At 53.8% G+C, this 25,916-nt stretch carries 22 protein-coding genes; 21 read left to right on the top strand and 1 reads right to left on the bottom strand.

Going from position 1 to position 25,916, the window contains the following annotated elements:
- Positions 1–45: 45 nt before the first annotated feature.
- Entirely contained in the window at positions 46–801 is a 756-nt protein-coding gene (locus tag DFO56_RS12630) for a DeoR/GlpR family DNA-binding transcription regulator (protein ID WP_045510709.1), read from the top strand.
- Positions 802–841: 40 nt separating this feature from the next.
- Here the strand turns inward: DFO56_RS12630 and DFO56_RS12625 are convergent, their stop codons facing one another.
- Positions 842–2,425, bottom strand: coding sequence for a TerC family protein (locus DFO56_RS12625; protein ID WP_045510706.1), 1,584 nt, complete (start codon positions 2,423–2,425; stop codon positions 842–844).
- A 693-nt stretch (positions 2,426–3,118) separates the two neighbouring features.
- On the opposite strand from DFO56_RS12625, the gene DFO56_RS12620 reads away from it, so the two are divergent.
- The 20 genes from DFO56_RS12620 to wcaM all read left to right on the top strand — a co-directional run bounded on the left by DFO56_RS12620 (position 3,119) and on the right by wcaM (position 25,771).
- A complete protein-coding gene (locus DFO56_RS12620) occupies positions 3,119–4,264 on the top strand; it encodes a polysaccharide export protein (RefSeq protein ID WP_044489412.1) in 1,146 nt (381 codons plus the stop codon).
- Positions 4,265–4,266: 2 nt separating this feature from the next.
- Positions 4,267–4,710 (top strand): low molecular weight protein-tyrosine-phosphatase Wzb, encoded by a 444-nt coding sequence (wzb, locus tag DFO56_RS12615; RefSeq protein ID WP_020454314.1) that lies wholly within the window; start codon positions 4,267–4,269, stop codon positions 4,708–4,710.
- A 2-nt stretch (positions 4,711–4,712) separates the two neighbouring features.
- Positions 4,713–6,881: a tyrosine-protein kinase Wzc gene (wzc, locus tag DFO56_RS12610; protein WP_045510702.1), complete on the top strand. Its 2,169-nt coding sequence runs from the start codon at positions 4,713–4,715 to the stop codon at positions 6,879–6,881.
- Between the two features lie 103 nt (positions 6,882–6,984).
- On the top strand, positions 6,985–7,830 hold the full coding sequence (gene wcaA / locus DFO56_RS12605; RefSeq protein WP_044489411.1) for a colanic acid biosynthesis glycosyltransferase WcaA: 846 nt from the start codon (positions 6,985–6,987) through the stop codon (positions 7,828–7,830).
- Positions 7,830–8,321, top strand: coding sequence for a colanic acid biosynthesis acetyltransferase WcaB (wcaB, locus tag DFO56_RS12600; protein ID WP_045510699.1), 492 nt, complete (start codon positions 7,830–7,832; stop codon positions 8,319–8,321). The genes wcaA and wcaB overlap by 1 nt, the downstream gene beginning before the upstream one ends.
- Positions 8,318–9,535 carry a colanic acid biosynthesis glycosyltransferase WcaC gene (gene wcaC / locus DFO56_RS12595; RefSeq protein WP_045510696.1) on the top strand — a complete coding sequence of 406 codons (1,218 nt, stop codon included), beginning with the start codon at positions 8,318–8,320 and terminating at the stop codon, positions 9,533–9,535. The genes wcaB and wcaC overlap by 4 nt, the downstream gene beginning before the upstream one ends.
- Complete coding sequence (gene wcaD, locus DFO56_RS12590) at positions 9,510–10,730, top strand: colanic acid polymerase WcaD (RefSeq protein ID WP_020454309.1); 1,221 nt, start codon at positions 9,510–9,512, stop codon at positions 10,728–10,730. The genes wcaC and wcaD overlap by 26 nt, the downstream gene beginning before the upstream one ends.
- 13 nt (positions 10,731–10,743) lie before the next feature.
- Positions 10,744–11,490, top strand: a complete 747-nt coding sequence (gene wcaE / locus DFO56_RS12585) for a colanic acid biosynthesis glycosyltransferase WcaE (protein ID WP_020454308.1) — start codon at positions 10,744–10,746, stop codon at positions 11,488–11,490.
- A gap of 22 nt (positions 11,491–11,512) precedes the next feature.
- Complete coding sequence (wcaF, locus tag DFO56_RS12580; RefSeq protein WP_017458487.1) at positions 11,513–12,067, top strand: colanic acid biosynthesis acetyltransferase WcaF; 555 nt, start codon at positions 11,513–11,515, stop codon at positions 12,065–12,067.
- Between the two features lie 26 nt (positions 12,068–12,093).
- Positions 12,094–13,215: a GDP-mannose 4,6-dehydratase gene (gene gmd / locus DFO56_RS12575; RefSeq protein WP_017458486.1), complete on the top strand. Its 1,122-nt coding sequence runs from the start codon at positions 12,094–12,096 to the stop codon at positions 13,213–13,215.
- A 2-nt stretch (positions 13,216–13,217) separates the two neighbouring features.
- Positions 13,218–14,183 (top strand): GDP-L-fucose synthase, encoded by a 966-nt coding sequence (locus DFO56_RS12570; protein ID WP_045510692.1) that lies wholly within the window; start codon positions 13,218–13,220, stop codon positions 14,181–14,183.
- Between the two features lie 2 nt (positions 14,184–14,185).
- On the top strand, positions 14,186–14,659 hold the full coding sequence (locus DFO56_RS12565) for a GDP-mannose mannosyl hydrolase (protein ID WP_020454306.1): 474 nt from the start codon (positions 14,186–14,188) through the stop codon (positions 14,657–14,659).
- Positions 14,656–15,960: a colanic acid biosynthesis fucosyltransferase WcaI gene (gene wcaI, locus DFO56_RS12560; protein WP_045510689.1), complete on the top strand. Its 1,305-nt coding sequence runs from the start codon at positions 14,656–14,658 to the stop codon at positions 15,958–15,960. Before DFO56_RS12565 ends, wcaI begins: the two co-directional genes overlap by 4 nt.
- Positions 15,957–17,393, top strand: a complete 1,437-nt coding sequence (gene cpsB, locus DFO56_RS12555) for a mannose-1-phosphate guanyltransferase (protein WP_020454304.1) — start codon at positions 15,957–15,959, stop codon at positions 17,391–17,393. Before wcaI ends, cpsB begins: the two co-directional genes overlap by 4 nt.
- 109 nt (positions 17,394–17,502) lie before the next feature.
- Entirely contained in the window at positions 17,503–18,873 is a 1,371-nt protein-coding gene (gene cpsG, locus DFO56_RS12550; RefSeq protein ID WP_045510829.1) for a colanic acid biosynthesis phosphomannomutase CpsG, read from the top strand.
- A gap of 59 nt (positions 18,874–18,932) precedes the next feature.
- A complete protein-coding gene (wcaJ, locus tag DFO56_RS12545; RefSeq protein WP_020454302.1) occupies positions 18,933–20,327 on the top strand; it encodes an undecaprenyl-phosphate glucose phosphotransferase in 1,395 nt (464 codons plus the stop codon).
- A gap of 9 nt (positions 20,328–20,336) precedes the next feature.
- Positions 20,337–21,815 (top strand): colanic acid undecaprenyl disphosphate flippase WzxC, encoded by a 1,479-nt coding sequence (gene wzxC, locus DFO56_RS12540; RefSeq protein WP_020454301.1) that lies wholly within the window; start codon positions 20,337–20,339, stop codon positions 21,813–21,815.
- A gap of 32 nt (positions 21,816–21,847) precedes the next feature.
- A complete protein-coding gene (gene wcaK, locus DFO56_RS12535; protein ID WP_020454300.1) occupies positions 21,848–23,128 on the top strand; it encodes a colanic acid biosynthesis pyruvyl transferase WcaK in 1,281 nt (426 codons plus the stop codon).
- The gene (gene wcaL, locus DFO56_RS12530) at positions 23,125–24,345 is read left to right on the top strand and encodes a colanic acid biosynthesis glycosyltransferase WcaL (protein ID WP_045510686.1); all 1,221 of its coding nucleotides are present in this window, start codon (positions 23,125–23,127) and stop codon (positions 24,343–24,345) included. Before wcaK ends, wcaL begins: the two co-directional genes overlap by 4 nt.
- 10 nt (positions 24,346–24,355) lie before the next feature.
- Positions 24,356–25,771: a colanic acid biosynthesis protein WcaM gene (gene wcaM / locus DFO56_RS12525; RefSeq protein WP_045510684.1), complete on the top strand. Its 1,416-nt coding sequence runs from the start codon at positions 24,356–24,358 to the stop codon at positions 25,769–25,771.
- Positions 25,772–25,916: the final 145 nt, after the last annotated feature.

Genomic DNA, 25,916 nt, shown 5'->3' with positions numbered 1-25,916 from the left:
AATTTCGTGCATTAACAAGATATTTCGTGCAATCAGGAGCACCTCATGCTGACCTCTCAACGCAAACAACTGATCCTTGCCCGCCTCGCTGAAGAGGGACAGGTGCTGTCAAAAAATCTCAGTGAGCAGTTCGGCATATCAGAAGATACGGTGCGCCGCGATTTACGCGAACTGGCGGCGGAAGGGCGCTTGCAGCGGGTGCACGGCGGTGCGTTACCGGCATCGGCGGCGGTGGTCACCTTTTCCGAGCGACAAACATTGCAATCGGATGCCAAGCGGCGGATCGCGCAGAAAGGGGCAGAGCTGGTATCCCCCGGGCAGGTGGTGATGATCGATGGCGGCACCACTACCAGTGAGTTAATCCGTTTTTTCCCGGAAGACTTGCGCATTACGGTTGTCACCCACAGCCCGAGTATCGCTGTCGGGCTGGCACAACATCCGTTGATTAACGTGGTGATGATTGGCGGCCAGCTTTATAAACACTCTATCGTCAATGTCGGCGCGGCGGCGCTGGAGGGGATTGCTCGCGTGCGCGCCGATCTCTTTTTTATGGGGGTGACCGGCGTGCATGTTGAAGCGGGTTTAAGCACCGGTGATTTCGAAGAGTCGCGTATCAAGCATGCCATGGCGCAAAGGGCGGCGGAGACGGTGGTGCTGGCCTCACCGGAAAAATTAAACACCGCCTCACCGTGGGTGATCGGCGATATCGGACTTATCAATACGCTGGTGGTCGATGCGCAAACCGATGGGCGCACGCTGGAGCCGTTTGCCCGGCGTGGTATTGCGATTGTCAAAGCGTAGGAAAGCAGGCGGGAATGGCCGGGGCGAACCCCGGCATGTTTTACACTTCGTAATCGAGATTATTGTCGCTGCCAAGCGGAATAAGCTGCACTTTTTGCACCCGGTGGCTTTCGACATCCAGCGTTTTTAGCAGGTAATCACCCACCTGAACCTCTTCTCCTGGCTGCGGAATACGTTGCAGATACTCCATTAGCAGCCCGGCAATGGTGTGATACTCGCGTTTATCGTCGAGCGGCAGCGGTACATACTGCACCAGATCTTCCAGCGGCATATGGCCGTTCGCCGTCCAGCTACCGTCACTGTTTTTCTGAATATCGTGGCGAGCGTCAATCTCTTCGACTTCGTTGGGCAAATTGCCGGCGATGGTTTCCATCACATCGCTTAGAGTGACCACCCCTTCAACGGAGCCAAACTCATCCACCACAAACGCAAAATGAGTACGGGCATTACGGAACTGTTCCAGCGCCTGCAACAACGGCAATCCTTCCGGGAACACCAGCGGTTGTCGCACCAGCACACGCAGATCGAGCGGTTCGCCGTGTAACGATTGCTGGAGCAGATCGAGGATATGCACCACGCCCAGCAGGGTATCATCCTCTTCGCCACCGGTAACCACCACGCGCGTATGCTGGTTTTTATCCAGCAGGGCACGGACTTCAGCTTCCGGCGCGCTCAGATCGATATGTTCAATATCGTGACGCGACGTCATGATGCTGCTTACCGTGCGCTGATTAAGGTTCAGCACGCGCTCAATCATCCGCCGCTCCTGCGGGTTGAAAATCTGGCCATCGTCGCCGTCGCGCAGCATCGAGGCGGCATCGGCATCCAGCTCTGCATCTTCTTTACGCCCGCTCAGCAAGCGCATGACCGTTTCGGTGGTGCGCTGGCGCAGCGTTCGGTTGGCGAACAGAAAACGGCGGCGGTTGAAGATTGCCAGCTGGTTCAGCGCTTCAATCATGACCGAGAAGCCAATGGCGGCGTACAGGTAACCTTTCGGAATATGGAAACCAAAGCCGTCGGCCACCAGGCTGAAACCAATCATCAGCAGGAAGCTGAGACACAGAATAACAATCGTAGGATGGTTATTGACGAAGCGGGTGAGGGTTTTACTCGCCAGCAGCATCAGCGAAATGGCGATAACCACCGCCGCCATCATCACGGCCAGGTGATCAACCATCCCCACGGCGGTGATCACGGAATCCAGTGAAAAAACCGCGTCCAGCACAACAATCTGCGTCACCACGGCCCAGAATTTCGCGCCACGCCGCTGCGTGGGATTGTCGCTGTCTTTCCCTTCGAGGCGCTCGTTGAGTTCAACCGTTGCTTTAAACAACAGGAATAGCCCGCCCACTAACATGATTAAATCGCGGGCGCTGAAACTGAGGCCGCGTACGGTAAATAAAGGTTGGGTCAGCGTGACCAGCCAGGAAATTGAGGCCAGCAGCAGCAGACGCATCAGCATGGCGAGTATCAGACCGGTGACGCGCGCGCGGTCACGCTGTGCTGGCGGCAATTTCTCGGCGAGAATTGCAATAAAAACCAGGTTATCAATACCGAGCACCAGTTCAATCACTACCAATGTGACCAGACCAGCCCAGATTGACGGATCGGCAATCCATTCCATCGTTAACGTAACACCTTATGTGATATGACAATTGTCACAATGCGATCATGGATAAAGCTGAGATAAATTGCAATGTCAGCCTGCGATTTATCTTATTTTAGGTGGTTATTTAAAACGCTTTAAATGTTATTTCCTTATTGTTTCTGGGATTAACTATCACTATTTAAATATGGAAAATAAGAAAAGTCGCATTGGTAATACCATGTCAGTTTTTTGTCAATATGCGGTAAATCCTAAAAAGCTAAAATTTTGGTCTTAATATTATTCTTAAAAAGATGTTTATCTCTGAATGTCGCCTTGCCTGCTATTCGCTTAGCTGCAACAATTCCTCCAGCATCGTTCAAATATACCAGCGTCTTTATTTTCAGCATTGTTAATCAGTGCGAAAGCCGGTACCTGCCGTATTTTATCTGGTTGGCAAATAGCGCCACCAGAAAGAGGATGTAATGGATGACTATCAATGACTTAGCGTCAATCAGTGAATTGGTAACTGAAAGCCAGGGGCGGTAGCGTGCCTGCGGGTATGTCAATCAGCCTGGATTATTCTGTAATCGCATGTGGTTGAATAAACGCTTTTTAGGACTGATGCCAGTTATATTTCTCAAGAATTAACTGCATTCTGAATCTGTGTACAGCTTGAGCGCTTATTTAAATCGCACAGGATAATTACTCTGCCAAAGTGATAATTAATCAATGATGAAATCTAAAACGAAATTGATGCCATTATTGGTGTCCATTAGCTTGATGAGTGGCTGCACCGTCTTCCCCGGGAGCAATATGTCTACGATGGGAAAGGATGTGATTAAACAGCAGGATGCTGATTTTGATATAGACCGTATGGTGAATGTCTATCCATTAACCCCACGTCTGATTGAACAATTGCGCCCGCGCAACAATGTTGCTCAACCGAATATGTCACTGGATCAGGAGATTTCCGCCTACCAGTACCGCGTTGGCCCAGGGGATGTGCTGAACGTAACCGTGTGGGATCACCCGGAACTCACCACGCCAGCCGGTCAGTATCGTAGTTCGAGCGATGCCGGTAACTGGGTACAACCCGATGGCACCATGTTCTATCCGTATGTCGGCAAGATCCACGTTGCCGGTAAGACGCTGAATGAGATCCGTAGTGATATTACCAGCCGTTTAGCGACCTATATTGCTGACCCGCAGGTGGACGTTAATATCGCCGCGTTTCGCTCGCAAAAAGCCTATATCTCCGGCCAGGTGGCAAAATCTGGTCAGCAGGCGATCACCAACGTACCGCTTACCGTTCTTGACGCGATCAATGCCGCAGGTGGTCTGACCGACAGCGCAGACTGGCGCAATGTCGTGCTGACACACCAGGGCCAGGAGCAGCGCATTTCACTGCAGGCGCTGATGCAAAACGGCGATCTCAGCCAGAACCGTTTGCTCTACCCCGGCGACATTCTGTTTGTTCCGCGTAATGACGATCTAAAAGTGTTCGTGATGGGCGAAGTGAAAAAACAGAGCACGCTCAAAATGGACTTCAGCGGCATGACGCTGACCGAAGCGCTCGGCCAGGCCGAAGGTATCGATCTGACCACCTCCAACGCCAGCGGCATTTTTGTTATTCGTCCGCTCAAAGGCAACGAAAGTGGCCGTGGCAACAAGATCGCCAACATCTACCAGCTCGATATGTCGGATGCCACATCGCTGGTTATGGCAACGAACTTCCGTCTCCAGCCGTATGACGTGGTGTATGTCACGACTGCACCGGTTGCGCGTTGGAACCGTCTTATCAACCAGTTGCTGCCGACAATCAGTGGCGTTCGCTACATGACCAACACGGCCAACGACATCCAAAATCTGCAATGACTATGTTCAACAAAATTCTGGTGGTATGCGTGGGGAACATTTGCCGTTCCCCGACGGCAGAACGGCTGCTGAAAAAATACCAGCCCGCTTTAACGGTGGCGTCAGCCGGGCTGGGCGCGCTGGTTGGACGTAGCGCGGACGCCAACGCCGTGAGTGTGGCGGCGGATCATCAACTCTCTCTGGAAGGGCATTGCGCGCGACAAATTACCGGAAAAATGTGCCGCGAATACGACCTGATTCTGGTGATGGAAAAACGTCATATTGCCCGCCTGTGCGAGATTGCCCCGGAAATGCGTGGAAAGGTCATGTTATTTGGCCACTGGGATAACGAGCGGGAGATCCCCGACCCGTATCGCAAAAGTCGTGAAGCTTTTGAAGCTATTTACACCTTACTTGACCAGTCTGCCCGCCATTGGGCGCAGGCATTGCAAGCTCAGCAGGGATAATAATGACAGAGAAAACACACCATTCGCATTCTGCTGCCCCGGCGGTGGGCAACGACGAAATCGATATTGGCCGTTTGCTCGGCACAATCATTGAAGCTCGCTGGTGGGTGCTGGGCATCACCTCGGTCTTCGCACTGATTGCTGTTGTCTACTGCCTGTTCGCCACCCCCATTTACAGCGCTGACGCGCTGGTGCAAATCGAGCAGAACACCGGAAGTTCGCTGGTACAGGATCTGAACAGTGCGCTGTCGAATAAGCCACCGGCGTCGGACGCGGAAATCCAGCTTATCCAGTCACGCCTGGTACTGGGTAAAACCGTTGACGATCTTGATCTGGATATCTCCGTGGTCAAAAACACCTTCCCGCTGTTTGGCGCAGGGTGGGATCGCCTGATGGGACGGCAGAACGAGACGGTGAAAGTCACCACGTTCACGCTGCCAAAAGGCATGAACGATCAGACCTTCACATTAAAAGTGCTCAGCCCGAAACAGTATCTGTTAAGCAGCGACGGCGGTTTTGAAGCGCGCGGTGAAGTGGGGCAACAGCTCAGCAAGCAAGGCGTCACCATGATGGTGAGCGCCATTCAGGCCTCGAATGACAGCGAGTTCACCGTGACCAAGTTTTCTACGCTTGGCATGATTAACAACCTGCAAAACAACCTGACGGTAACCGAAAACGGCAAAGACACCGGTGTGCTGAGCCTCACCTATACCGGCGAAGACCGTGATCAGATCCGCGCCATTCTGGACAGCATCACGCGCAACTACCTTGAGCAAAATATTGAGCGCAAATCCGAAGAAGCGGCCAAAAGCCTGGTCTTCCTCGATAAGCAACTGCCGGAAGTGCGCAAAAACCTCGATGAGGCCGAGGAAAAACTGAACACCTACCGTCAGCGCAAAGACTCCGTCGACTTGCCGCTGGAAGCGAAATCGGTGCTCGATTCGATGGTCAACATCGACGCGCAGTTGAACGAACTGACTTTCCGCGAAGCCGAAATCTCCAAGCTCTATACCAAAGCGCACCCGGCGTACCGCACCCTGCTGGAAAAACGTAAAGCGCTGGAAGATGAGAAAGCGAAGCTGAACGATCGCATCACCGCGATGCCGGAAACGCAGCAGGAGATTGTGCGTCTGACGCGCGATGTCGAATCAGGCCAGCAGGTTTATATGCAGTTGCTGAACAAACAGCAGGAGCTGCGTATCACCCAGGCGAGCACCGTTGGCGATGTGCGTATCGTCGACCCGGCCATTGCACAACCGGGCGTACTGAAGCCGAAGAAAGCGCTGATCATTCTTGGCAGCATTATCCTGGGCCTGATTGTTTCGGTGGTCGGTGTGCTGCTGCGCTCGCTGTTTAACCGCGGCATCGAAAGCCCGCAAGTGCTCGAAGAACAGGGCATCAGCGTTTACGCCAGCATTCCGCTGTCGGAGTGGCAAAAAGCGCGCGATAGCGTCAAAACCATCAAAGGGGTTAAACGCTATAAGCAGAGCCAACTGCTGGCGGTGGGGAATCCGACGGATCTGGCCATCGAAGCGGTGCGCAGCCTGCGTACCAGCCTGCACTTCGCCATGATGCAGGCTAATAACAACGTGTTGATGATGACCGGGGTCAGCCCGTCAATCGGTAAAACCTTTGTCTGCGCCAACCTGGCCGCGGTGATTAGCCAGACCAATAAACGCGTGCTGCTGATCGACTGTGACATGCGTAAAGGTTACACCCACGAACTGCTGGGCACCGACAACGTGAATGGCCTGTCGGAAGTGCTGGCCGGGAAGGGCGCTATCGAAAATTGCGCGAAGCCGACCTCTATCAGCAACTTCGACCTTGTTCCGCGCGGTCAGGTGCCGCCAAACCCATCTGAACTGCTGATGAGCGAACGCTTCAGTCAGCTTGTGAAATGGGCCAGCAGCCACTACGACCTGGTGTTGATCGATACCCCGCCGATCCTTGCGGTAACGGATGCGGCAGTCGTGGGTCGCCATGCAGGAACCACGCTGATGGTGGCGCGTTACGCGGTGAATACGCTCAAAGAGATCCAGACCAGCCTGAGCCGCTTCGAGCAAAACGGTATTCAGGTGAAAGGGGTGATCCTGAACTCGATTTTCCGCCGCGCGACCGGCTACCAGGATTACGGCTACTACGAGTACGAATACAAGTCCGATTCAAAATAACCAGACCTTACCTCTATCCCTCAACGCGCTGCGCCTTTTCCCTGACGGGAAAAGGCGGCAGTAAGGGCGAAAGCGGCATGTTGAACGCATTAGGGAACGCATCATGAGTACAACAGCAAACCCATTAATTTCAATTTATATGCCAACCTGGAACCGGCAACAGCTGGCGATCCGCGCGATTAAATCGGTGCTGCGCCAGGATTACCCGCACTGGGAAATGATCATTGTTGATGACTGCTCCGCAAGCTTCGAGCAGTTGCAACAGTTTGTTGATGAGCTGGGCGACCCGCGTGTCAGTTACACGCGCAACGCCTTTAACTCCGGAGCCTGCGCGGTGCGCAACCAGGCGATTTTGCAGGCGAAAGGCCAGTACATTACCGGTATTGACGATGACGATGAATGGACGCCAAACCGCCTGTCCGTTTTTCTGGCGCACAAACATCTGCTTAATACCCGCGCCTTTTTGTACGCCAACGATTATGTCTGTCAGGGCGAAGTCTATTCGCAACCGGCGAGCTTGCCGCTGTACCCGAAATCGCCGTTCTCGCGCAAGCTGTTCTACAAGCGCAACATCGTTGGCAACCAGGTTTTCACCTGGGGCTGGCGTTTTAAAGAGAGCTTGTTTGATACCCAACTGAAGGCGGCACAGGATTACGACATTTTCCTGCGAATGGTCGAGGAGTACGGCGAGCCTTGGAAAATCGAAGAAGCCACGCAGATCCTGCACATTAACCACGGTGAAATGCAGATCACTTCTTCACCGAAGAAGTTTTCCGGCTACTTCCACTTTTATCGTAAGCACAAAGACAAATTCGATCGCGCCAGCAAGAAATATCAGCTGTTTACCCTCTACCAAATTCGCAATAAGCGGATGAACTGGCGCACCTTGTTGACGCTGTTTTCTCTGCGTAACGGTAAGCGTCTGGCTGATGGGCTGCGGGGGAAATAATGCGTCTGGAAGATTTTCGCGCTAATCACTGGAATTTGCGCCCGTGCTGCATGGTTGCGGCGTACCGCATTGCCCATTTTTGCTCCGTGTGGCGCAAAAAGCATGTCATCAACAATCTCTGGGCCGCGCCCGTCATTTTGTTGTACCGCTTTGTCACGGAATGCCTGTTTGGCTATGAAATTCAGGCCGCCGCGACGATTGGTCGCCGCTTTACCATTCATCATGGCTATGCGGTGGTGATCAATAAAAATACCGTCGCCGGGGATGATTTCACCATTCGTCATGGTGTCACTATCGGCAACCGTGGTGCCGATAGCATGGCCTGCCCGGTGATTGGCAACAATGTTGAACTGGGTGCCAACGTGGTGGTGATTGGCGATATCACCATTGGTAACAACGTCACCATTGGCGCGGGTAGCGTGGTGCTCGACAGCGTGCCGGACAACGCGCTGGTGGTCGGTGAGAAAGCGCGCGTGAAGGTGATTAAATGAATATTTTGCAATTTAACGTGCGCCTTGCAGAAGGCGGTGCCGCAGGGGTTGCGCTCGATTTACATCAGCGCGCGCTGCAACAGGGCATTTCATCACGTTTTATTTACGGCTATGGCAAAGGCGGCAAAAAAAGCGCCAGCCACGACAACTATCCGCAGGTCTATAAACAGACGCCACGTCTGACTTCCATCGCTAATCTGGCGCTGTTTCGCCTGTTTAACCGCGATGTTTTCGGCAACCTGAATAATCTCTATCGCACTGTGACCCGCACGGATGGCCCGGTGGTATTGCATTTTCATGTGATGCACAGCTACTGGCTGAATTTGCATGAACTGGTGACGTTTTGCCAGAAGGTGAAAGCGCACAAACCGGATGTCACTTTTGTCTGGACGCTACATGATCACTGGAGCGTGACCGGGCGCTGTGCCTTTACCGATGGCTGTGAAGGCTGGAAAGAGAATTGCCGCAAATGCCCGACGCTGTCGAACTACCCGCCGGTGAAGGTTGACCGCGCGCATAAGCTGGTCGACGGCAAGCGTCAGTTATTTAACGACATGCTGGCGCTCGGCTGCCAGTTTATCTCTCCCAGCCAGCACGTGGCGGACGCCTTTAATAGCCTGTATGGCGCCGGGCGCTGCAGCATTATCAATAACGGTATTGATGTGGCGACAGAAGCGATTCTGGCCGAGCTGGCTCCGGTGAAAGTGACGCAAGGTAAACCGAAGATTGCGGTGGTGGCGCACGATCTACGCTATGACGGGAAAACCAACCAACAACTGGTACGCGACATCATGGCGATGGATGACCGTGTGGAACTGCATACCTTCGGTAAGTTTTCCCCGTTTGAGGGCAGCAATGTCATCAACCACGGTTTTCTGACCGATAAGCGCAAATTGATGAGTGAACTCAACGAGATGGATGCGCTGGTTTTTAGCTCTCGCGTGGATAACTATCCGCTAATTCTGTGCGAAGCGTTATCTATCGGTGTGCCGGTGATTGCCACCCACAGCGATGCGGCACGCGAAGTGTTGCAGAAGTCGGGCGGGAAAACGTTCAGCGAGCAGGAGGTGTTGCCGCTGGTACAGTGCCATAAAGCCGACATTGCCCAGGCTGTATTTGGCGAAAGCCTCGACGCGTTCCGCGCGCGCAGCCGCCAGGCGTACAGTGGCCAACAGATGCTGGAGGAGTATGTCTCATTCTATCAAGGTCTGTAGCTACCTCCTGCTGCCGCTCATTTACCTGCTGGTTAACGTCAAACTCCTCCAGTTAGGAGAGAGTTTTCCGATCACTATCGTGACGTTTTTGCCAGTGCTGCTGTTGCTCTATGTTGAGCGCATCAGTGTAAAAAAACTGATGATAGCGCTGGGGGCCGGGGCAGGGCTGACGCTGTTTAACTTCATTTTTGGTAAGTCGCTGGACGCCAGTAAATATGTCACCTCGACGATGTTGTTCGTTTATATCGTGATCATCATCGGCATGGTGTGGAGCATCCGCTTCAAAACCATTTCACCGCATAATTACCGTAAGATCTTGAGATTTTTCTATGCGGTAGTGGCATTCGTGGTGCTGCTGGCGGCGATGGAAATGGCGCAGATTATCCTCACTGGCGGCAGCAGTTTAATGGAGACGATTTCGAAATATCTCATCTATAGCAACAGTTACGTGCTGAATTTTATCAAGTTCGGCGGTAAACGTACTACGGCGTTATATTTCGAACCGGCATTCTTCGCTCTGGCGTTAATCTCAATTTGGCTCAGCATCAAACAGTTTGGTATCAAAACGCCGAAGACCGATGCTATGATTTTGGCAGGGATAGTTCTTTCGGGATCGTTCTCAGGGGTAATGACATTTATCCTGTTTTATCTGCTGGAATGGGCTTTCCAGTATCTGAACAAAGAGGCGATCCGTAAAAAGTTACCATTGGCAATTATTTCACTGGCAGTCTTTATTGTTGGCGTTGTATTTGCTTTTCCATATATCGCAGAACGAATCGGCGATTTAGGTACGGAAGGCTCTTCCTCGTATTATCGTATTATCGGTCCGCTGGTGATGGTGGGATATTCACTGACCAATATTGATGGTGTAGTAAGATTTGGCTCACTTTACGAATATGTCGCATCATTCGGAATCTTTAACGGTGCGGACGTCGGGAAAACAATAGACAATGGGTTGTATCTGCTGATCATTTATTTTTCATGGTTTGCGGTATTACTGACCGGATGGTATCTGTTTAAAGTTGGGAAAATGACGATAAATGCCTTTGGCAACAATCAGAATTTTCGCGTTCAACTTTATCTGTTCACTCCGATATCGTTGTTTTTTACGGGGTCTATCTTTAGCCCGGAATATGCGTTTTTAATTGTTTGTCCGTTTATTCTGCGCAAAGCGTTGAATATCGCGGCTACATAAAGAGGTGGGTCAAATGCTGCTAAGTGTTATTACTGTCGCGTTTCGTAATTATGAAGGTGTGATGAAAACCTGGCAGTCGCTGGCTCACCTGGCGAAAGCGCAAAATATTGAATTCGAATGGATTGTGGTTGACGGCGGTTCTCAGGATGGTACTGAGGAATTTCTGAAAAACCTCAACGGTCAGTACAATTTACGCTATATCAGCGAACGCGATAAAGGCATCTATGATGCTATGAATAAAGGGATCGATATGGCCGCAGGACGCTTTGCGCTGTTTCTTAATTCCGGCGATATTTTCCATGAAGAAATTGTGGATGTTGTTCGTCAACTGAATGATGAGCAAGAAAACGCAATGTATATTGGCGATGCGCTGCTGGATTTCGGTGATGGCACAAAAATACGTCGTGGCGCAAAACATGGCTGGTATATTTACCACAGCTTACCGGCCAGCCATCAGGCTATATTTTTCCCGGTAAATGGTCTGAAAACTTACCCCTACGATCTGCAATATAAAGTCTCTTCCGATTACGCATTAGCCGCCAGAATGTTTAAAGCGGGTTTCCCGTTTAAGCGTTTGAAAGGCCTTGTGTCTGAATTTTCGATGGGCGGCGTATCAACGTCTAATAACCTTGAATTATGTCAGGATGCTCGCAATGTGCAGCGTAAAATATTACGCATGCCGGGCTTCTGGGCACAGTTGTCTTATATGTTGCGTTTACGGACGACCGGCAAAACGAAAGCCTTATATAACAAAGCATAACGCTCAGATATAAGGAAAAATGATGCAGGATTTAAAAGGATTCTCCGTGCCGAAAGGTTTTCGGGGCGGCAACGCTATTAAGGTTCAACTGTGGTGGGCGGTTCAGGCGACATTATTTGCCTGGTCCCCGCAGGTGCTGTATCGCTGGCGCGCATTCCTGTTGCGCTTATTTGGCGCAAAGGTTGGAAAAGGCGTGGTTATTCGTCCATCGGTAAAAATTACTTATCCGTGGAAATTAACATTAGGCGATTACAGCTGGGTAGGAGATGACGCAGTGTTATACACGCTGGGTGATATTTCTATCGGTGCGAATTCAGTGGTTTCTCAGAAATGTTATTTGTGCACCGGCAGTCACGATTATATGAGCGCGCATTTTGATATTAACGCGACGCCAATCGTGATTGGTGAGAAGTGCTGGCTGGCGACAGATGTGTTTGTCGCGCCGGGCGTCTCCATCGGCGACGGGACGGTAGTCGGTGCGCGCAGCAGTGTTTTTAAATCGCTTCCGGCAAATGTGATTTGCCGTGGCAATCCCGCAGTGGTGACGCGCGAACGCGTTGAAAAGGTAACTCCCTGAACTGGGACTATTGAGGAAAATAAATTATGTCTAAAGTCGCTCTCATCACCGGCGTAACCGGGCAAGATGGCTCTTATCTGGCTGAACTGCTTCTGGAGAAGGGTTACGAAGTTCACGGCATTAAACGCCGCGCTTCCTCATTCAATACCGAGCGTGTGGATCACATCTATCAGGATCCGCACACCAGCAACCCGAAATTCCATCTGCACTACGGTGACCTGACCGATACCTCCAACCTGACGCGTATCCTGCAGGAAGTGCAGCCGGATGAAGTCTACAACCTGGGTGCGATGAGCCACGTGGCTGTGTCGTTCGAATCCCCGGAATATACCGCCGACGTTGATGCCATGGGTACGCTGCGTCTGCTGGAAGCCATTCGCTTCCTGGGTCTGGAGAAGAAAACCCGTTTCTATCAGGCGTCCACTTCTGAGCTGTACGGCCTGGTGCAGGAAATCCCGCAGAAAGAGACCACGCCGTTCTATCCGCGCTCTCCATACGCGGTTGCCAAACTGTACGCGTACTGGATCACCGTGAACTACCGTGAATCCTACGGTATGTACGCCTGCAACGGCATTCTGTTCAACCACGAATCTCCGCGCCGCGGCGAAACCTTCGTGACCCGCAAAATTACCCGCGCTATCGCCAACATCGCTCAGGGTCTGGAATCCTGCCTGTACCTCGGCAACATGGACTCCCTGCGTGACTGGGGCCATGCCAAAGATTACGTGAAAATGCAGTGGATGATGCTGCAACAGGAAAAACCGGAAGACTTCGTTATCGCTACCGGCGTGCAGTACTCCGTGCGTCAGTTCGTCGAAATGGCGGCGGCACAGCTGGGTATCAAACTGCGCTTTGAAGGCACCGGCGTGGAAGAGAAAGGCATTGTTGTTTCCGTGACCGGCCATGACGCACCGGGCGTGAAACCGGGCGATGTGATTGTCGCCGTTGACCCGCGTTACTTCCGTCCTGCTGAAGTGGAAACCCTGCTGGGCGACCCGAGCAAAGCGCACGAAAAACTGGGCTGGAAACCGGAAATCACCCTGCAGGAGATGGTCTCCGAAATGGTGGCAAAAGATCTGGAAGCAGCGAAAAAACACTCACTGCTTAAGGCCCACGGTTACGAGGTTGCCATCGCGCTGGAGTCCTGAGCATGACCAAACAACGTGTTTTTGTGGCTGGCCATCGCGGGATGGTGGGGTCAGCCATCGTACGGCAGCTCGAACAGCGGGCGGATATCGAACTGGTGCTGCGTTCCCGCGAGGAGCTGAACCTGTTAGATAGCGCGGCTGTGAATGCGTTTTTCGCCAGTGAGCGTATCGACCAGGTTTACCTGGCGGCGGCGAAAGTGGGCGGTATTGTGGCGAACAATACCTACCCGGCGGACTTCATCTACGAAAATATGATGATTGAGAGCAACATCATTCACGCCGCGCACCAGAACGACGTGAACAAACTGTTGTTCCTCGGTTCGTCCTGCATCTATCCGAAACTGGCTCACCAGCCGATTGCGGAAAGTGAGCTGTTGCAGGGGACGCTGGAGCCGACCAACGAGCCGTACGCGATTGCCAAAATCGCCGGGATTAAGTTATGCGAATCCTACAACCGTCAGTATGACCGTGATTACCGCTCGGTGATGCCGACCAACCTGTACGGGCCGCACGACAACTTCCACCCGAGCAACTCGCACGTTATTCCTGCGCTGCTGCGCCGTTTCCACGAAGCGACGCAGGAAAATGCGCCGGATGTGGTGGTGTGGGGAAGCGGCACGCCGATGCGTGAATTCCTGCATGTGGATGATATGGCCGCGGCCAGCATTCATGTTCAGGAGCTGGCGCGTGAAGTGTGGCAGGAGAATACCGAACCGATGCTGTCGCATATCAACGTCGGCACCGGCGTGGACTGCACCATTCGTGAACTGGCGCAAACCGTGGCAAGCGTGGTCGGTTACAAAGGTCGCGTGGTGTTTGACGCCACCAAACCGGACGGCACGCCGCGCAAACTGCTGGATGTGACCCGCCTGCATCAGCTTGGCTGGTATCACGAGATCTCACTGGAAGCGGGGCTTGCCAGCACCTACCAGTGGTTCCTTGAAAACCAGCACCGGTTCCGGGGGTAAGTATGTTTTTGAGTCAGGAAGATTTTGCCACGGTGGTGCGTTCAACCCCGCTGATTTCCATCGATTTGATCGTGGAAAACTCACGCGGCGAGTTTTTACTCGGCAAGCGCACTAACCGTCCGGCCCAGGGATACTGGTTTGTGCCGGGCGGACGCGTGCAAAAGGACGAGCCGCTGGCGGCCGCTTTCGAGCGACTGACTCAGGCGGAACTGGGACTGCGCCTGCCGATGTCGGCAGGCGAGTTTTACGGCGTCTGGCAGCACTTCTATGACGATAACTTTTCCGGCCCGGATTTCACCACGCATTACATTGTGCTGGGCTTCCGCCTGCGTGTGGATGAGGACACCCTCGCGCTGCCGACGGAGCAGCACAATGATTACCGCTGGGGAACGCCGGAGTCGCTGATTGCCGACCCGCTGGTGCATGACAACAGCCGCGCCTATTTCCTCGACGCGCAGGGAGTACCGGGCTTATGAAAATCCTGGTCTATGGCATCAACTATTCGCCGGAGCTGACCGGGATCGGTAAGTACACCGGCGAAATGGTGGAATGGATGGCCCGTCAGGGCCATGACGTGCGCGTCATTACCGCACCGCCGTACTACCCGGAGTGGAAAGTGGGCGCGCATTACAGCGCCTGGCGCTGGCGCAAAGAGCAGGGCGTTGCCACCGTGTGGCGCTGCCCGCTGTATGTGCCCGCGCAGCCATCGACCTTAAAACGGCTGCTGCATCTGGGCAGCTTTGCCCTGAGCAGCTTCTTCCCGTTGATGGCGCAGCGTCGCTGGAAACCGGATCGCATTATCGGCGTCGTGCCGACCCTGTTTTGTACGCCGGGCATGCGCCTGCTGGCAAAACTGAGCGGTGCGAAAACCGTGCTGCACATTCAGGATTACGAAGTCGACGCCATGCTGGGGTTAGGCATGGCGGGCAAAGGTAAAAACGGTTGCGTGGCGAAGCTGGCGACCGCCTTTGAGCGTAGCAACCTACATAACGTTGACAACGTGTCGACTATCTCCCGTTCGATGATGAACAAAGCGCGGGAAAAAGGTGTGGCTGCGGACAACATTATTTTCTTCCCGAACTGGTCCGAAGTGGCGCGTTTTCGCGATATCGACGACGGAGCCGTCGCGCAACTGCGCCGCACACTCGGCCTGCCGGATGACAAAAAAATCATTCTTTACTCCGGCAATATCGGTGAGAAGCAGGGGCTGGAAAACGTCATTGAAGCGGCGGCCAAACTGCACCATCAGCCGTGGCTGTTTGTGATTGTCGGCCAGGGCGGTGGCAAGGCGAGGCTGGAAAAAATGGTCAGCGAGCGCGGGCTTCACAACGTGAAATTCTTCCCGTTGCAGCCGTACGACGCGTTGCCTGCCTTATTAAAAATGGGCGATTGCCATCTGGTGATCCAAAAACGCGGCGCGGCTGACGCGGTGCTGCCGTCCAAACTGACCAACATTCTGGCGGTCGGCGGCAATGCCGTCATTACCGCCGAAGAGAGTACCGAACTTGGCCAGCTGTGCCTGACCCAGCCTGGCATTGCGGTCTGCGTTGAACCGGAATCGGTGGACGCGCTGACCTGGGGCATTGAACGCGCACTGGCGATGCCCAAAAACAACACGGTGGCACGTGAATATGCCGAACGCACGCTCGAAAAAGAGAACGTGTTAAGCCAGTTTATTGCAGATATCAGCCCGGAGAATTCCACTCAGCCCGCACCAGCCCGCGAAAGCGTGCATGACGGCGAACTGAACTTCGATGGCAATGGGGATAAATCATGAGTCAAACACAACTCTATCCGGTCGTGATGGCCGGCGGCTCTGGCAGTCGTTTGTGGCCGCTGTCCCGTGTGCTTTACCCTAAACAGTTTCTCTGCCTGAAAGGCGAACTCACCATGTTGCAAACCACCATCTGCCGCCTGAACGGCGTGGAGTGCGAAAGCCCGGTGGTGATTTGTAACGAACAGCACCGCTTTATCGTCGCGGAGCAACTGCGTCAGCTGCACAAGTTGACCGAAAACATCATCCTCGAACCGGCAGGTCGCAACACGGCTCCGGCTATCGCGCTGGCGGCGCTGGCGGTAAAACGCCACAACCCGGATAGCGATCCGCTGATGCTGGTACTAGCTGCTGACCATGTGATCCAGGATGAAGAGGCGTTTCGCACATCGGTACGCAATGCGATCCCTTACGCCGAAGCGGGCAAACTGGTGACCTTTGGTATCGTGCCGGATCTGCCGGAAACCGGGTATGGCTACATTCGCCGCGGCGCGGTTTCTGCCGGTGAAGTCGATGCGGTGGCGTTTGAAGTGGCGCAGTTTGTTGAAAAACCCAACCTCGAAACGGCGCAGGGTTATGTGGCAAGCGGCGAGTATTACTGGAACAGCGGCATGTTCCTGTTCCGTGCCGGTCGCTACCTCGAAGAGCTGAAAAAATACCGCCCGGATATTCTTGAGGCCTGCGAAAAAGCGATGGACGCCACCGACCCGGATATGGACTTTATCCGCGTCGATGAGGCGTCTTTCCTCGCCTGCCCGGAAGAGTCGATTGACTACGCAGTTATGGAACGCACCGCCGATGCGGTTGTGGTGCCAATGGATGCGGGCTGGAGCGATGTTGGTTCCTGGTCGTCGCTGTGGGAAATCAGCCAGCACACGCCGGAGGGAAACGTCCATCACGGCGACGTCATCACCCATAAAACCGAAAACAGCTACGTTTACGCCGAATCGGGGCTGGTGACGACCGTCGGGGTGAAAGATCTGGTGGTGGTGCAGACCAAAGATGCGGTGCTGATTGCCGACCGTAACGCCGTGCAGGATGTGAAAAAAGTGGTCGAGAAAATCAAAGCCGACGGGCGCCACGAACACCATATCCACCGCGAAGTCTACCGTCCGTGGGGCAAATATGACTCCATCGATTCCGGCGACCGCTACCAGGTAAAACGCATTACCGTGAAGCCGGGCGAAGGACTTTCCGTACAGATGCATCACCACCGCGCTGAACACTGGGTGGTGGTTGCCGGTACGGCAAAAGTGACGATTGACGGTGAGGTGAAACTGCTGGGCGAAAACGAATCTATCTATATTCCGCTCGGCGCGCGCCACTGTCTGGAAAACCCCGGGAAAATTCCGCTCGATCTGATCGAGGTGCGCTCCGGTTCGTACCTTGAAGAGGATGACATTGTGCGGTTTGCCGATCGTTACGGCCGAATTTAATTCCCGTGCCGGATAACGCGAACGTTATCCGGTTTATAAATTTAAATTAATCAACAAGATATGGCCATTTTACGGTCACGGCTGACTGTTGCCTGAAGAAGAGGTAATGATGGAAAAATTAACCTGTTTTAAAGCTTACGATATTCGCGGCAAGCTGGGCGAAGAACTGAATGAAGATATTGCATGGCGTATTGGCCGCGCCTATGGGGAATACCTGAAGCCGCAGACCATCGTGCTGGGCGGCGATGTGCGCCAGACCAGCGAAGCGCTGAAACTGGCGCTGGCAAAAGGGTTGCAGGACGCCGGTGTGAATGTGCTGGATATTGGTCTTTCCGGCACCGAAGAGATCTATTTTGCCACTTTCCATCTGGGCGTTGACGGCGGTATCGAAGTGACCGCCAGCCACAACCCGATGGATTATAACGGCATGAAACTGGTGCGTAAGGGCGCGCGTCCGATCAGCGGCGATACCGGCCTGCGCGATGTCCAGCGCCTGGCGGAAGCCAATGACTTCCCGCCGGTGAACCCGGCAAGACGCGGCAGCTACGAGCAAATTAATCTGCGCGACGCCTATATCGATCACCTGATGGGCTATATCGACACCAACAACCTCAAGCCGCTGAAACTGGTAATTAACTCCGGTAACGGCGCGGCAGGTCCGGTGGTGGACGCCATTGAAGCCCGCTTTAAGGCACTGAATGTGCCGGTGACTTTCGTCAAAGTGCATAACGAACCGGACGGCACCTTCCCGCACGGTATTCCTAACCCGCTGCTGCCGGAGTGCCGCGACGATACCCGCAATGCGGTGATTGAGCATAACGCCGATATGGGCATTGCTTTCGATGGCGATTTTGACCGTTGCTTCCTGTTCGACGGGGAAGGGCAGTTTATCGAGGGCTACTACATTGTTGGCCTGCTGGCCGAAGCGTTCCTCGAAAAACATCCTGGCGCGAAAATTATTCATGACCCGCGCTTGTCGTGGAACACGGTAGATGTGGTTGGCCGCGCGGGTGGTACGCCGGTGATGTCGAAGACCGGCCATGCCTTTATCAAAGAGCGGATGCGCGAAGAAGACGCCATTTACGGTGGCGAAATGAGCGCGCACCACTACTTTCGTGACTTTGCCTACTGCGACAGCGGCATGATCCCGTGGCTGCTGGTCACCGAGCTGCTGTGCCTGAAAGGCAAGACGCTGGCGCAACTGGTGCGAGACCGCATGGTGGCGTTCCCGGCGAGCGGCGAGATCAACAGCAAGCTGGCGGATCCGGTGACGGCGATCAACCGCGTTGAACAACACTTCACGTCGGGTGCGCTGGAGATCGACCGTACGGACGGCATCAGCATCGCATTTGCCGACTGGCGTTTTAACTTGCGCTCTTCCAACACAGAACCCGTTGTACGTCTGAACGTTGAATCGCGGCACGACGAGGAACTGATGAAAGCGCGAACGCAGGAAATTCTGGCACTGTTAAATCAATAACGATAAGGCGTTCCTCTCCCCGATGCCGGGGAGGGTGAACATTACAGGCAGGTACAACAATGACTCATCTCAAAAAACGCGACCGGGCCAAAACGAATGCATCGTTAATCTCTATCGTGCAGCGCTTCTCCGACATCACCATTATGTTCGGTGGCCTGTGGTTGGTGTGTAAGGTCAATGCGCTGCCGTTCTTCTACATGCATCTGCTGATGGCTCTGATTACGCTGGTTGTTTTCCAGATGATCGGCGGAATGACCGATTTTTACCGCTCCTGGCGGGGCGTAAAAATCATGACTGAACTGACGCTGCTGTTGCAGAACTGGACGCTGAGCCTGATTTTCAGCGCCGGTTTGCTGGCGTTCAACAATGATTTTGACAATACCTTCAACATTTATCTCGCCTGGTATTTGTTGACCTCAATGGGGCTGATGATGAGCCGGGCGGTGATCCGCTTTGGCGCAGGCTGGTTGCGTAACCTTGGCTACAACACGCGGCGCGTGGCGGTGGCCGGTGATATGCCGATGGGCCAGGAACTGCTGGAAGGTTTTCGCAATGAGCCCTGGCTCGGGTTTGATGTGGTCGGGGTTTACCACGATCCACAACCGGGTGGCATTACAACCGGCTGGGCGGGAAATCTCGACCAACTGGTGGAGGATGCGAAAAGCGGGAAAATTCACAACGTCTACATCGCCATGTCGATGAACGATGCGGCCTGCATTAAAAAGCTGGTGCGCCAGCTCGCCGATACCACCTGTTCGGTGATCCTTATCCCTGACGTTTTCACCTTTAATATCCTGCACTCGCGTGTGGAAGAGGTGAACGGCGTGCCGGTGGTGCCGCTGTACGACACGCCGCTTTCTGGTGTTAACCGCATCCTGAAACGTCTGGAAGATATTGTCCTCTCCTCGCTGATTTTGCTGCTCATCTCCCCGGTGCTGCTGGCGATTTCGGTGGCGGTGAAACTCAGCTCGCCGGGGCCGGTTATCTTCCGCCAGACGCGCTATGGCATGGACGGTAAGCCAATCAAGGTGTGGAAATTCCGCTCCATGAAGGTGATGGAAAACGACAAAGTGGTGACCCAGGCAACGCAGAACGATCCGCGCGTGACGAAAGTCGGCAGCTTCCTGCGCCGCACGTCGCTCGATGAACTGCCGCAGTTTATCAATGTGCTGACCGGCGGGATGTCGATTGTTGGCCCGCGCCCGCACGCGGTGGCGCATAACGAGCAGTACCGCTCACTGATTGAAGGCTACATGCTGCGCCATAAAGTGAAACCCGGTATTACCGGCTGGGCGCAAATTAACGGCTGGCGCGGTGAAACCGACACGCTGGAGAAAATGGAAAAACGTATTGAGTTCGATCTCGAGTACATCCGTGAATGGAGCCTGTGGTTCGATATCAAAATCGTTTTTCTGACCATCTTTAAAGGCTTTGTTAACAAAGCGGCGTATTAAGGAAAGGTCATGAGCCTGAGAGAAAAAACCATCAGCGGCGCGAAGTGGTCCGCCATGGCGACCCTGACCATTATTGGTCTGGGGCTGGTGCAGATGACCGTGCTGGCGCGCATTATCGATAACCACCAGTTCGGTTTGCTGACCGTCTCGCTGGTGATTATCGCGCTGGCGGATACGCTGTCGGATTTCGGCATCGCAAACTCGATTATTCAGCGTAAAGAGATAAGCCATCTCGAACTGACCACGTTGTACTGGCTCAATGTTGGGCTGGGCATCGTGGTCTGCATCGCGGTTTTCTCGCTGAGCGGGGTGATCGCCGATGTGCTGAATAACCCGGATCTGGCACCGCTGATTAAAACGCTGTCACTGGCCTTCGTGGTGATCCCACACGGCCAGCAATTTCGCGCCTTGATGCAAAAAGAGCTGGAGTTTAACAAGATAGGCGCCATTGAAACGCTGTCGGTGCTGGCGGGCTTCAGCTTTACGGTTATCAGCGCGTTCTTCTGGCCGCTGGCGATGACCGCGATCCTCGGTTATCTGGTCAACAGCGCCGTGCGCACGCTGCTGTTTGGCTATTTCGGGCGCAAAATTTACCGCCCCGGGCTGCATTTCTCGCTGGCGTCGGTCAGCTCCAACCTGCGTTTTGGCGCCTGGCTGACGGCAGACAGCATCATCAACTATGTGAACACCAACCTCTCCACGCTGGTGCTGGCGCGTATTCTCGGTGCCAGTGTCGCCGGGGGCTACAACCTGGCGTACAACGTGGCGGTAGTGCCGCCGATGAAGCTCAACCCTATCATCACCCGCGTGCTGTTCCCGGCGTTTGCCAAAATTCAGGACGACACCGAGAAGCTGCGCGTGAACTTCTACAAGCTGCTGTCGGTGGTCGGGATCATTAACTTCCCGATCCTGCTGGGGCTGATGGTGGTGTCGAACAACTTTGTGCCGCTGGTGTTTGGCGACAAATGGAACAGCATTATTCCCATCCTGCAATTGCTCTGTATCGTCGGGCTGTTGCGCGCGGTGGGTAACCCGATCGGCTCGCTGCTGATGGCGAAAGCGCGGGTGGATATCAGCTTTAAATTTAACGTCTTTAAAACGTTTCTCTTTATCCCCGCCATCATTGTCGGTGGACATCTGGCGGGGGCGCTCGGCGTGACGCTCGGCTTTCTGCTGGTGCAAATCATCAACACCGTTCTGAGCTACTTCGTGATGATCAAACCGGTGCTCGGTTCCAGCTACCGTCAGTACATCCTGAGCCTGTGGCTGCCCTTTTACCTGTCGCTGCCGACGCTGGTGGTGAGCTATGGCCTGGGTCTGGCGCTGAGCGGACATCTGCCGCTGGCGGCGATGCTGGCGATTCAGGTCGCGGCGGGCGTGGTGGCATTCGCCGGGATGCTGATTGTGTCGCGTAATGCGCTGGTGGTGGAGATGAAACGCCAGTTTTGCCGCAACGAGAAACTTAAAACGCTGCTTCGCGCAGGATAAGAAACCTGATTGAACCCCTTTATGAGGTCGTTATGAAATTATTGATCCTTGGCAATCACACATGCGGCAACCGTGGTGACAGCGCTATTTTACGTGGATTGCTGGATGCGATTGCCCTGATTGAGCCGGATGCAGAGGTGGATGTGATGAGCCGCTATCCGGTGAGCTCATCCTGGTTACTCAACCGCCCGGTAATGGGCGACCCGCTCTATAGCCAGATGAAAGAGCAGAACAACGCCGCCGGATTGATGGGGCGCGTGAAGAAGGTGCTGCGCCGCCGTTACCAGCACCAGGTGCTGCTCTCCAGGGTGACGGATACCGGGAAGTTGCGCAATATCGCTATTGCACAAGGGTTTACCGATTTTGTCCGCCGTCTGGCGGACTATGACGCGATTATTCAGGTCGGCGGCTCTTTCTTTGTCGATCTGTATGGTGTGCCGCAGTTTGAACACGCGCTGTGTACGTTTATGGCGAAAAAACCGATCTACATGATTGGTCACAGCGTGGGACCGTTCCAGAACGAGGCGTTTAACCAGCTGGCGAATTATGTTTTTGGCCATTGTGATGCGCTGATCCTGCGTGAAACAGTCAGCCTGAACCTGATGAAGCAGAGCAATATCACCACGGATAAAGTCGAGCAGGGCGTCGATACCGCCTGGCTGGTGGATCACCATCAGCATGATTTTGTGGCCAGCTATGCGGTGCAGCACTGGCTGGATCTGGCGGCGAAAGAGAAAACCGTGGCGATTACGCTGCGTGAACTGGCGCCGTTTGATAAACGACTCAACACTACCCAGCAGGCCTATGAACAGGCTTTTGCCGAGGTGGTAAATCGGATCATTGATGCGGGTTATCAGGTTATTGCGCTCTCCACCTGCACCGGTATCGACAGCTACAACAAAGATGACCGCATGGTGGCGCTCAATCTGCGCCAGTATGTCAGCGACCCGTCGCGCTACCACGTGGTGATGGATGAGCTGAACGATCTGGAGATGGGCAAGATCCTTGGCGCGTGTGATTTAACGGTGGGTACGCGTCTGCACTCCGCGATTATCTCGATGAACTTTGGAACACCGGCGATTGCTATCAACTATGAACACAAGTCGGCAGGCATCATGCAGCAACTCGGGATGCCGGAAATGGCGGTCGACATTCGCCATCTGCTGGATGGTTCGCTGGCGGCGATGGCGGCCGACACGCTGGGGCAACTGCCTGCGATTAACCAGCGTCTGGCAACGGCGGTGGCGGCGGAGCGCGAGCATGGCATGAAAATGGTCAAATCGGTGCTCGATCGCGTACAGGGGGTGAAATGAAAGTCAGCTTCTTTTTGCTGAAGTTCCCCTTATCTTCCGAAACTTTTGTGCTCAACCAGATCGTTGCCTTTATCAATATGGGTTTTGAGGTTGAGATTGTCGCCCTGCATAAGGGCGATATGAACAATACACACGCGGCGTATACCGAGTACCGGCTGGCGGAAAAAACGCACTGGCTGCTGGCCGAGCCGGAAGGGAAGATGGCAAAACTGAGCTATCGCGGGCAGGCGATAGCGCGGGGTATCTGGAAATCCTCCACCTGGAAAGCGTTGAATATGTCGCGCTATGGTGACGAAGCCCGCAACCTGATCCTGCCAGCCATTTGCGGCCTCGCGCCGCGCACATTCAGCGCCGATGTCTTTATCGCCCACTTTGGCCCGGCAGGCGTTACTGCCGCCAAACTGCGGGAACTTGGCGTTCTTAAAGGCAAAATCGCCACCGTATTCCACGGCATCGATATCTCGCATCGCGACGTGCTGAACCACTATACGCCGGAGTATCAGCAGCTTTTCCAGCGCGGCGATCTGATGTTGCCGATCAGCGAGTTATGGGCCGGCAGACTGAAAAACATGGGCTGCCCGGAGACCAAAATTGCTGTGTCACGCATGGGGGTCGATATGGCCCGCTTTAGTCTGCGCTCAGTGAAAAACCCCGGTAGTCCGCTGCACATTATCTCTGTGGCGCGCCTGACCGAGAAAAAAGGGCTGCACGTTGCGATTGAAGCGTGCCGTCTGTTGAAAGAACGCGGCGTGGATTTCAAATATCGCATCCTCGGTATTGGCCCATGGGAACGCCGCTTACGCACACTTATCGAACAATTCCAGCTGGAAGATGTGATTGAAATGCCGGGCTTTAAACCCAGCCATGAAGTGAAAGCGCTGCTTGATGAAGCCGACATCTTTTTGCTGCCGTCAGTTACCGGCGCGGATGGGGATATGGAAGGGATCCCGGTTGCGCTGATGGAGGCGATGGCGGTGGGGATCCCGGTGGTTTCAACCGTTCATAGTGGCATTCCGGAGTTGATCGAGGCCGGACAGTCCGGCTGGCTGGTACCGGAAAATGATGCCGAGGCGCTGGCGCAGCGTCTGGCTGCTTTCCGTGATATGGAGAGCCGGGATTTAACACCGGTGGTGACGCGGGCGCGTGAAAAAGTCGAGAACGACTTCAACCAGAAGATCATCAACCAGCAACTTGCCAGTCTGTTGCAGACGCTTTAACAGAGGTTTTATGACCGTGAAGAAAACAGCAACTGCGCTATCGCGACGCACTTTCCTGGCCGCCGGTTCCGCGCTGGCGGCACTTCCTTTGCTACATATTCCCGCTGCCCGCGCGTTGGGGCGTAACGACACGGTCAGCATCAGTGATTACAACCGCAATGACTGGCCCGCGGCGTTTAAACAAGCTTTTGCTGACGGGCAAACGGTGGAAGTTCCCGCAGGTGTGGTCTGCGACAATATCAACACCGGTATTTTCATTCCTGCCGGTAAAACGCTGCTGGTGCGCGGCGCACTGAAAGGTAACGGGCGCGGACGCTTTGTGTTACAGGACGGTAGCCGTGTGGTGGGGGAGAAGGGCGGTAATTTCTATAACATCACGCTGGATGTGCGCGGTTCAGACTGCGTGATCAAGGGCGTGAACATGAGTGGCTTTGGCCCGGTGATGCAGATTTACATTGGCGGGAAAGAGGCGCGCACGATGCGCAATTTGGTCATCGATAACATCACGGTGAGCAAAGCGAACTATGGCATTTTACGCCAGGGTTTCCACAATCAACTGGACGGTGTGCGGATAACCAATGGTCATTTCAGCGACTTACAAGGTGATGCTATCGAATGGAATGTGGCCATCAATGACCGCAACATTCTGATCTCCGACCATGTGATTGATAATATTAACTGCACCAACGGCAAGATTAACTGGGGCATTGGTATTGGCCTGGCGGGCAGCACCTATGACAATAACTACCCCGAGGATCAAGCGGTTAAAAACTTTGTCGTGGCGAATATTACCGGTAGCAACTGCCGTCAGTTAGTGCATGTGGAAAACGGTAAACACTTTATTATTCGCAATGTGAAAGCGAAAAACATCACCCCGGATTTCAGTAAGAAAGCCGGGATTGATAATGCGACGGTGGCGATTTACGGCTGTGATAATTTCGTCATTGATAATGTTTCAATGGTCAATAGCGCCGGTATGTTGATTGGCTATGGTGTTATCAAAGGCGATTATTTGTCGATCCCGCAGAATTTCAAACTCAACGATATCCAGCAGGACAATAGCAGCAGCAAATATAAGCTGCGCGGTATCCAGATCTCGTCCGGTAATGCCACGTCGTTTGTGGCGATCACTAACGTGAAAATGCAGAGCGCGACGCTGGAGTTGCACAATAAACCGCAACATCTTTTCCTGCGTAATATCAACGTGACGCAACAGGCGGCCAACGGCCCGGCACTGAAGCTGAACTTCGATTTACGCAAAGATGTGCGCGGGCGTTTTATGGCGAAACAGGACACCTTGCTGTCATTGGCGAATATTCACGCAGTCAATGAAAACGGGCAAAGTTCAGTCGATATCGACAGAGTCGATCAGCATGTGGTGAATGTCGATAATTTGAACTTCCGTTTGCCGGCGAAGCGGCTCTAAGCGCGGGAAATGGCCTTTTACGATAAATCCTGGTGCTTTAACACCGGGGTTAGGATTACATCTACTGCCTTGCAGGGACATTAGGCGTAACATCTTTCACTTTCCTCGCTGCAAACGCACTGGCGAAAACAGGTTAAAGGTTTAT

It is taken from the genome of Kosakonia sp. AG348, from assembly GCF_003337365.1.
In the GTDB taxonomy this organism is placed as follows: domain Bacteria; phylum Pseudomonadota; class Gammaproteobacteria; order Enterobacterales; family Enterobacteriaceae; genus Kosakonia.
This window is presented reverse-complemented; position numbering and strand designations above follow the sequence as displayed.

What these genes read in the sequence shown, in the direction of transcription:
- DFO56_RS12630 (WP_045510709.1), top strand. Translation starts at nt 46, where the DNA reads ATGCTGACCTCTCAACGCAAACAACTGATCCTTGCCCGCCTCGCTGAA.
- DFO56_RS12625 (WP_045510706.1), bottom strand. Translation starts at nt 2,425, where the DNA reads ATGGAATGGATTGCCGATCCGTCAATCTGGGCTGGTCTGGTCACATTG.
- DFO56_RS12620 (WP_044489412.1), top strand. Translation starts at nt 3,119, where the DNA reads ATGATGAAATCTAAAACGAAATTGATGCCATTATTGGTGTCCATTAGC.
- wzb (WP_020454314.1), top strand. Translation starts at nt 4,267, where the DNA reads ATGTTCAACAAAATTCTGGTGGTATGCGTGGGGAACATTTGCCGTTCC.
- wzc (WP_045510702.1), top strand. Translation starts at nt 4,713, where the DNA reads ATGACAGAGAAAACACACCATTCGCATTCTGCTGCCCCGGCGGTGGGC.
- wcaA (WP_044489411.1), top strand. Translation starts at nt 6,985, where the DNA reads ATGAGTACAACAGCAAACCCATTAATTTCAATTTATATGCCAACCTGG.
- wcaB (WP_045510699.1), top strand. Translation starts at nt 7,830, where the DNA reads ATGCGTCTGGAAGATTTTCGCGCTAATCACTGGAATTTGCGCCCGTGC.
- wcaC (WP_045510696.1), top strand. Translation starts at nt 8,318, where the DNA reads ATGAATATTTTGCAATTTAACGTGCGCCTTGCAGAAGGCGGTGCCGCA.
- wcaD (WP_020454309.1), top strand. Translation starts at nt 9,510, where the DNA reads ATGTCTCATTCTATCAAGGTCTGTAGCTACCTCCTGCTGCCGCTCATT.
- wcaE (WP_020454308.1), top strand. Translation starts at nt 10,744, where the DNA reads ATGCTGCTAAGTGTTATTACTGTCGCGTTTCGTAATTATGAAGGTGTG.
- wcaF (WP_017458487.1), top strand. Translation starts at nt 11,513, where the DNA reads ATGCAGGATTTAAAAGGATTCTCCGTGCCGAAAGGTTTTCGGGGCGGC.
- gmd (WP_017458486.1), top strand. Translation starts at nt 12,094, where the DNA reads ATGTCTAAAGTCGCTCTCATCACCGGCGTAACCGGGCAAGATGGCTCT.
- DFO56_RS12570 (WP_045510692.1), top strand. Translation starts at nt 13,218, where the DNA reads ATGACCAAACAACGTGTTTTTGTGGCTGGCCATCGCGGGATGGTGGGG.
- DFO56_RS12565 (WP_020454306.1), top strand. Translation starts at nt 14,186, where the DNA reads ATGTTTTTGAGTCAGGAAGATTTTGCCACGGTGGTGCGTTCAACCCCG.
- wcaI (WP_045510689.1), top strand. Translation starts at nt 14,656, where the DNA reads ATGAAAATCCTGGTCTATGGCATCAACTATTCGCCGGAGCTGACCGGG.
- cpsB (WP_020454304.1), top strand. Translation starts at nt 15,957, where the DNA reads ATGAGTCAAACACAACTCTATCCGGTCGTGATGGCCGGCGGCTCTGGC.
- cpsG (WP_045510829.1), top strand. Translation starts at nt 17,503, where the DNA reads ATGGAAAAATTAACCTGTTTTAAAGCTTACGATATTCGCGGCAAGCTG.
- wcaJ (WP_020454302.1), top strand. Translation starts at nt 18,933, where the DNA reads ATGACTCATCTCAAAAAACGCGACCGGGCCAAAACGAATGCATCGTTA.
- wzxC (WP_020454301.1), top strand. Translation starts at nt 20,337, where the DNA reads ATGAGCCTGAGAGAAAAAACCATCAGCGGCGCGAAGTGGTCCGCCATG.
- wcaK (WP_020454300.1), top strand. Translation starts at nt 21,848, where the DNA reads ATGAAATTATTGATCCTTGGCAATCACACATGCGGCAACCGTGGTGAC.
- wcaL (WP_045510686.1), top strand. Translation starts at nt 23,125, where the DNA reads ATGAAAGTCAGCTTCTTTTTGCTGAAGTTCCCCTTATCTTCCGAAACT.
- wcaM (WP_045510684.1), top strand. Translation starts at nt 24,356, where the DNA reads ATGACCGTGAAGAAAACAGCAACTGCGCTATCGCGACGCACTTTCCTG.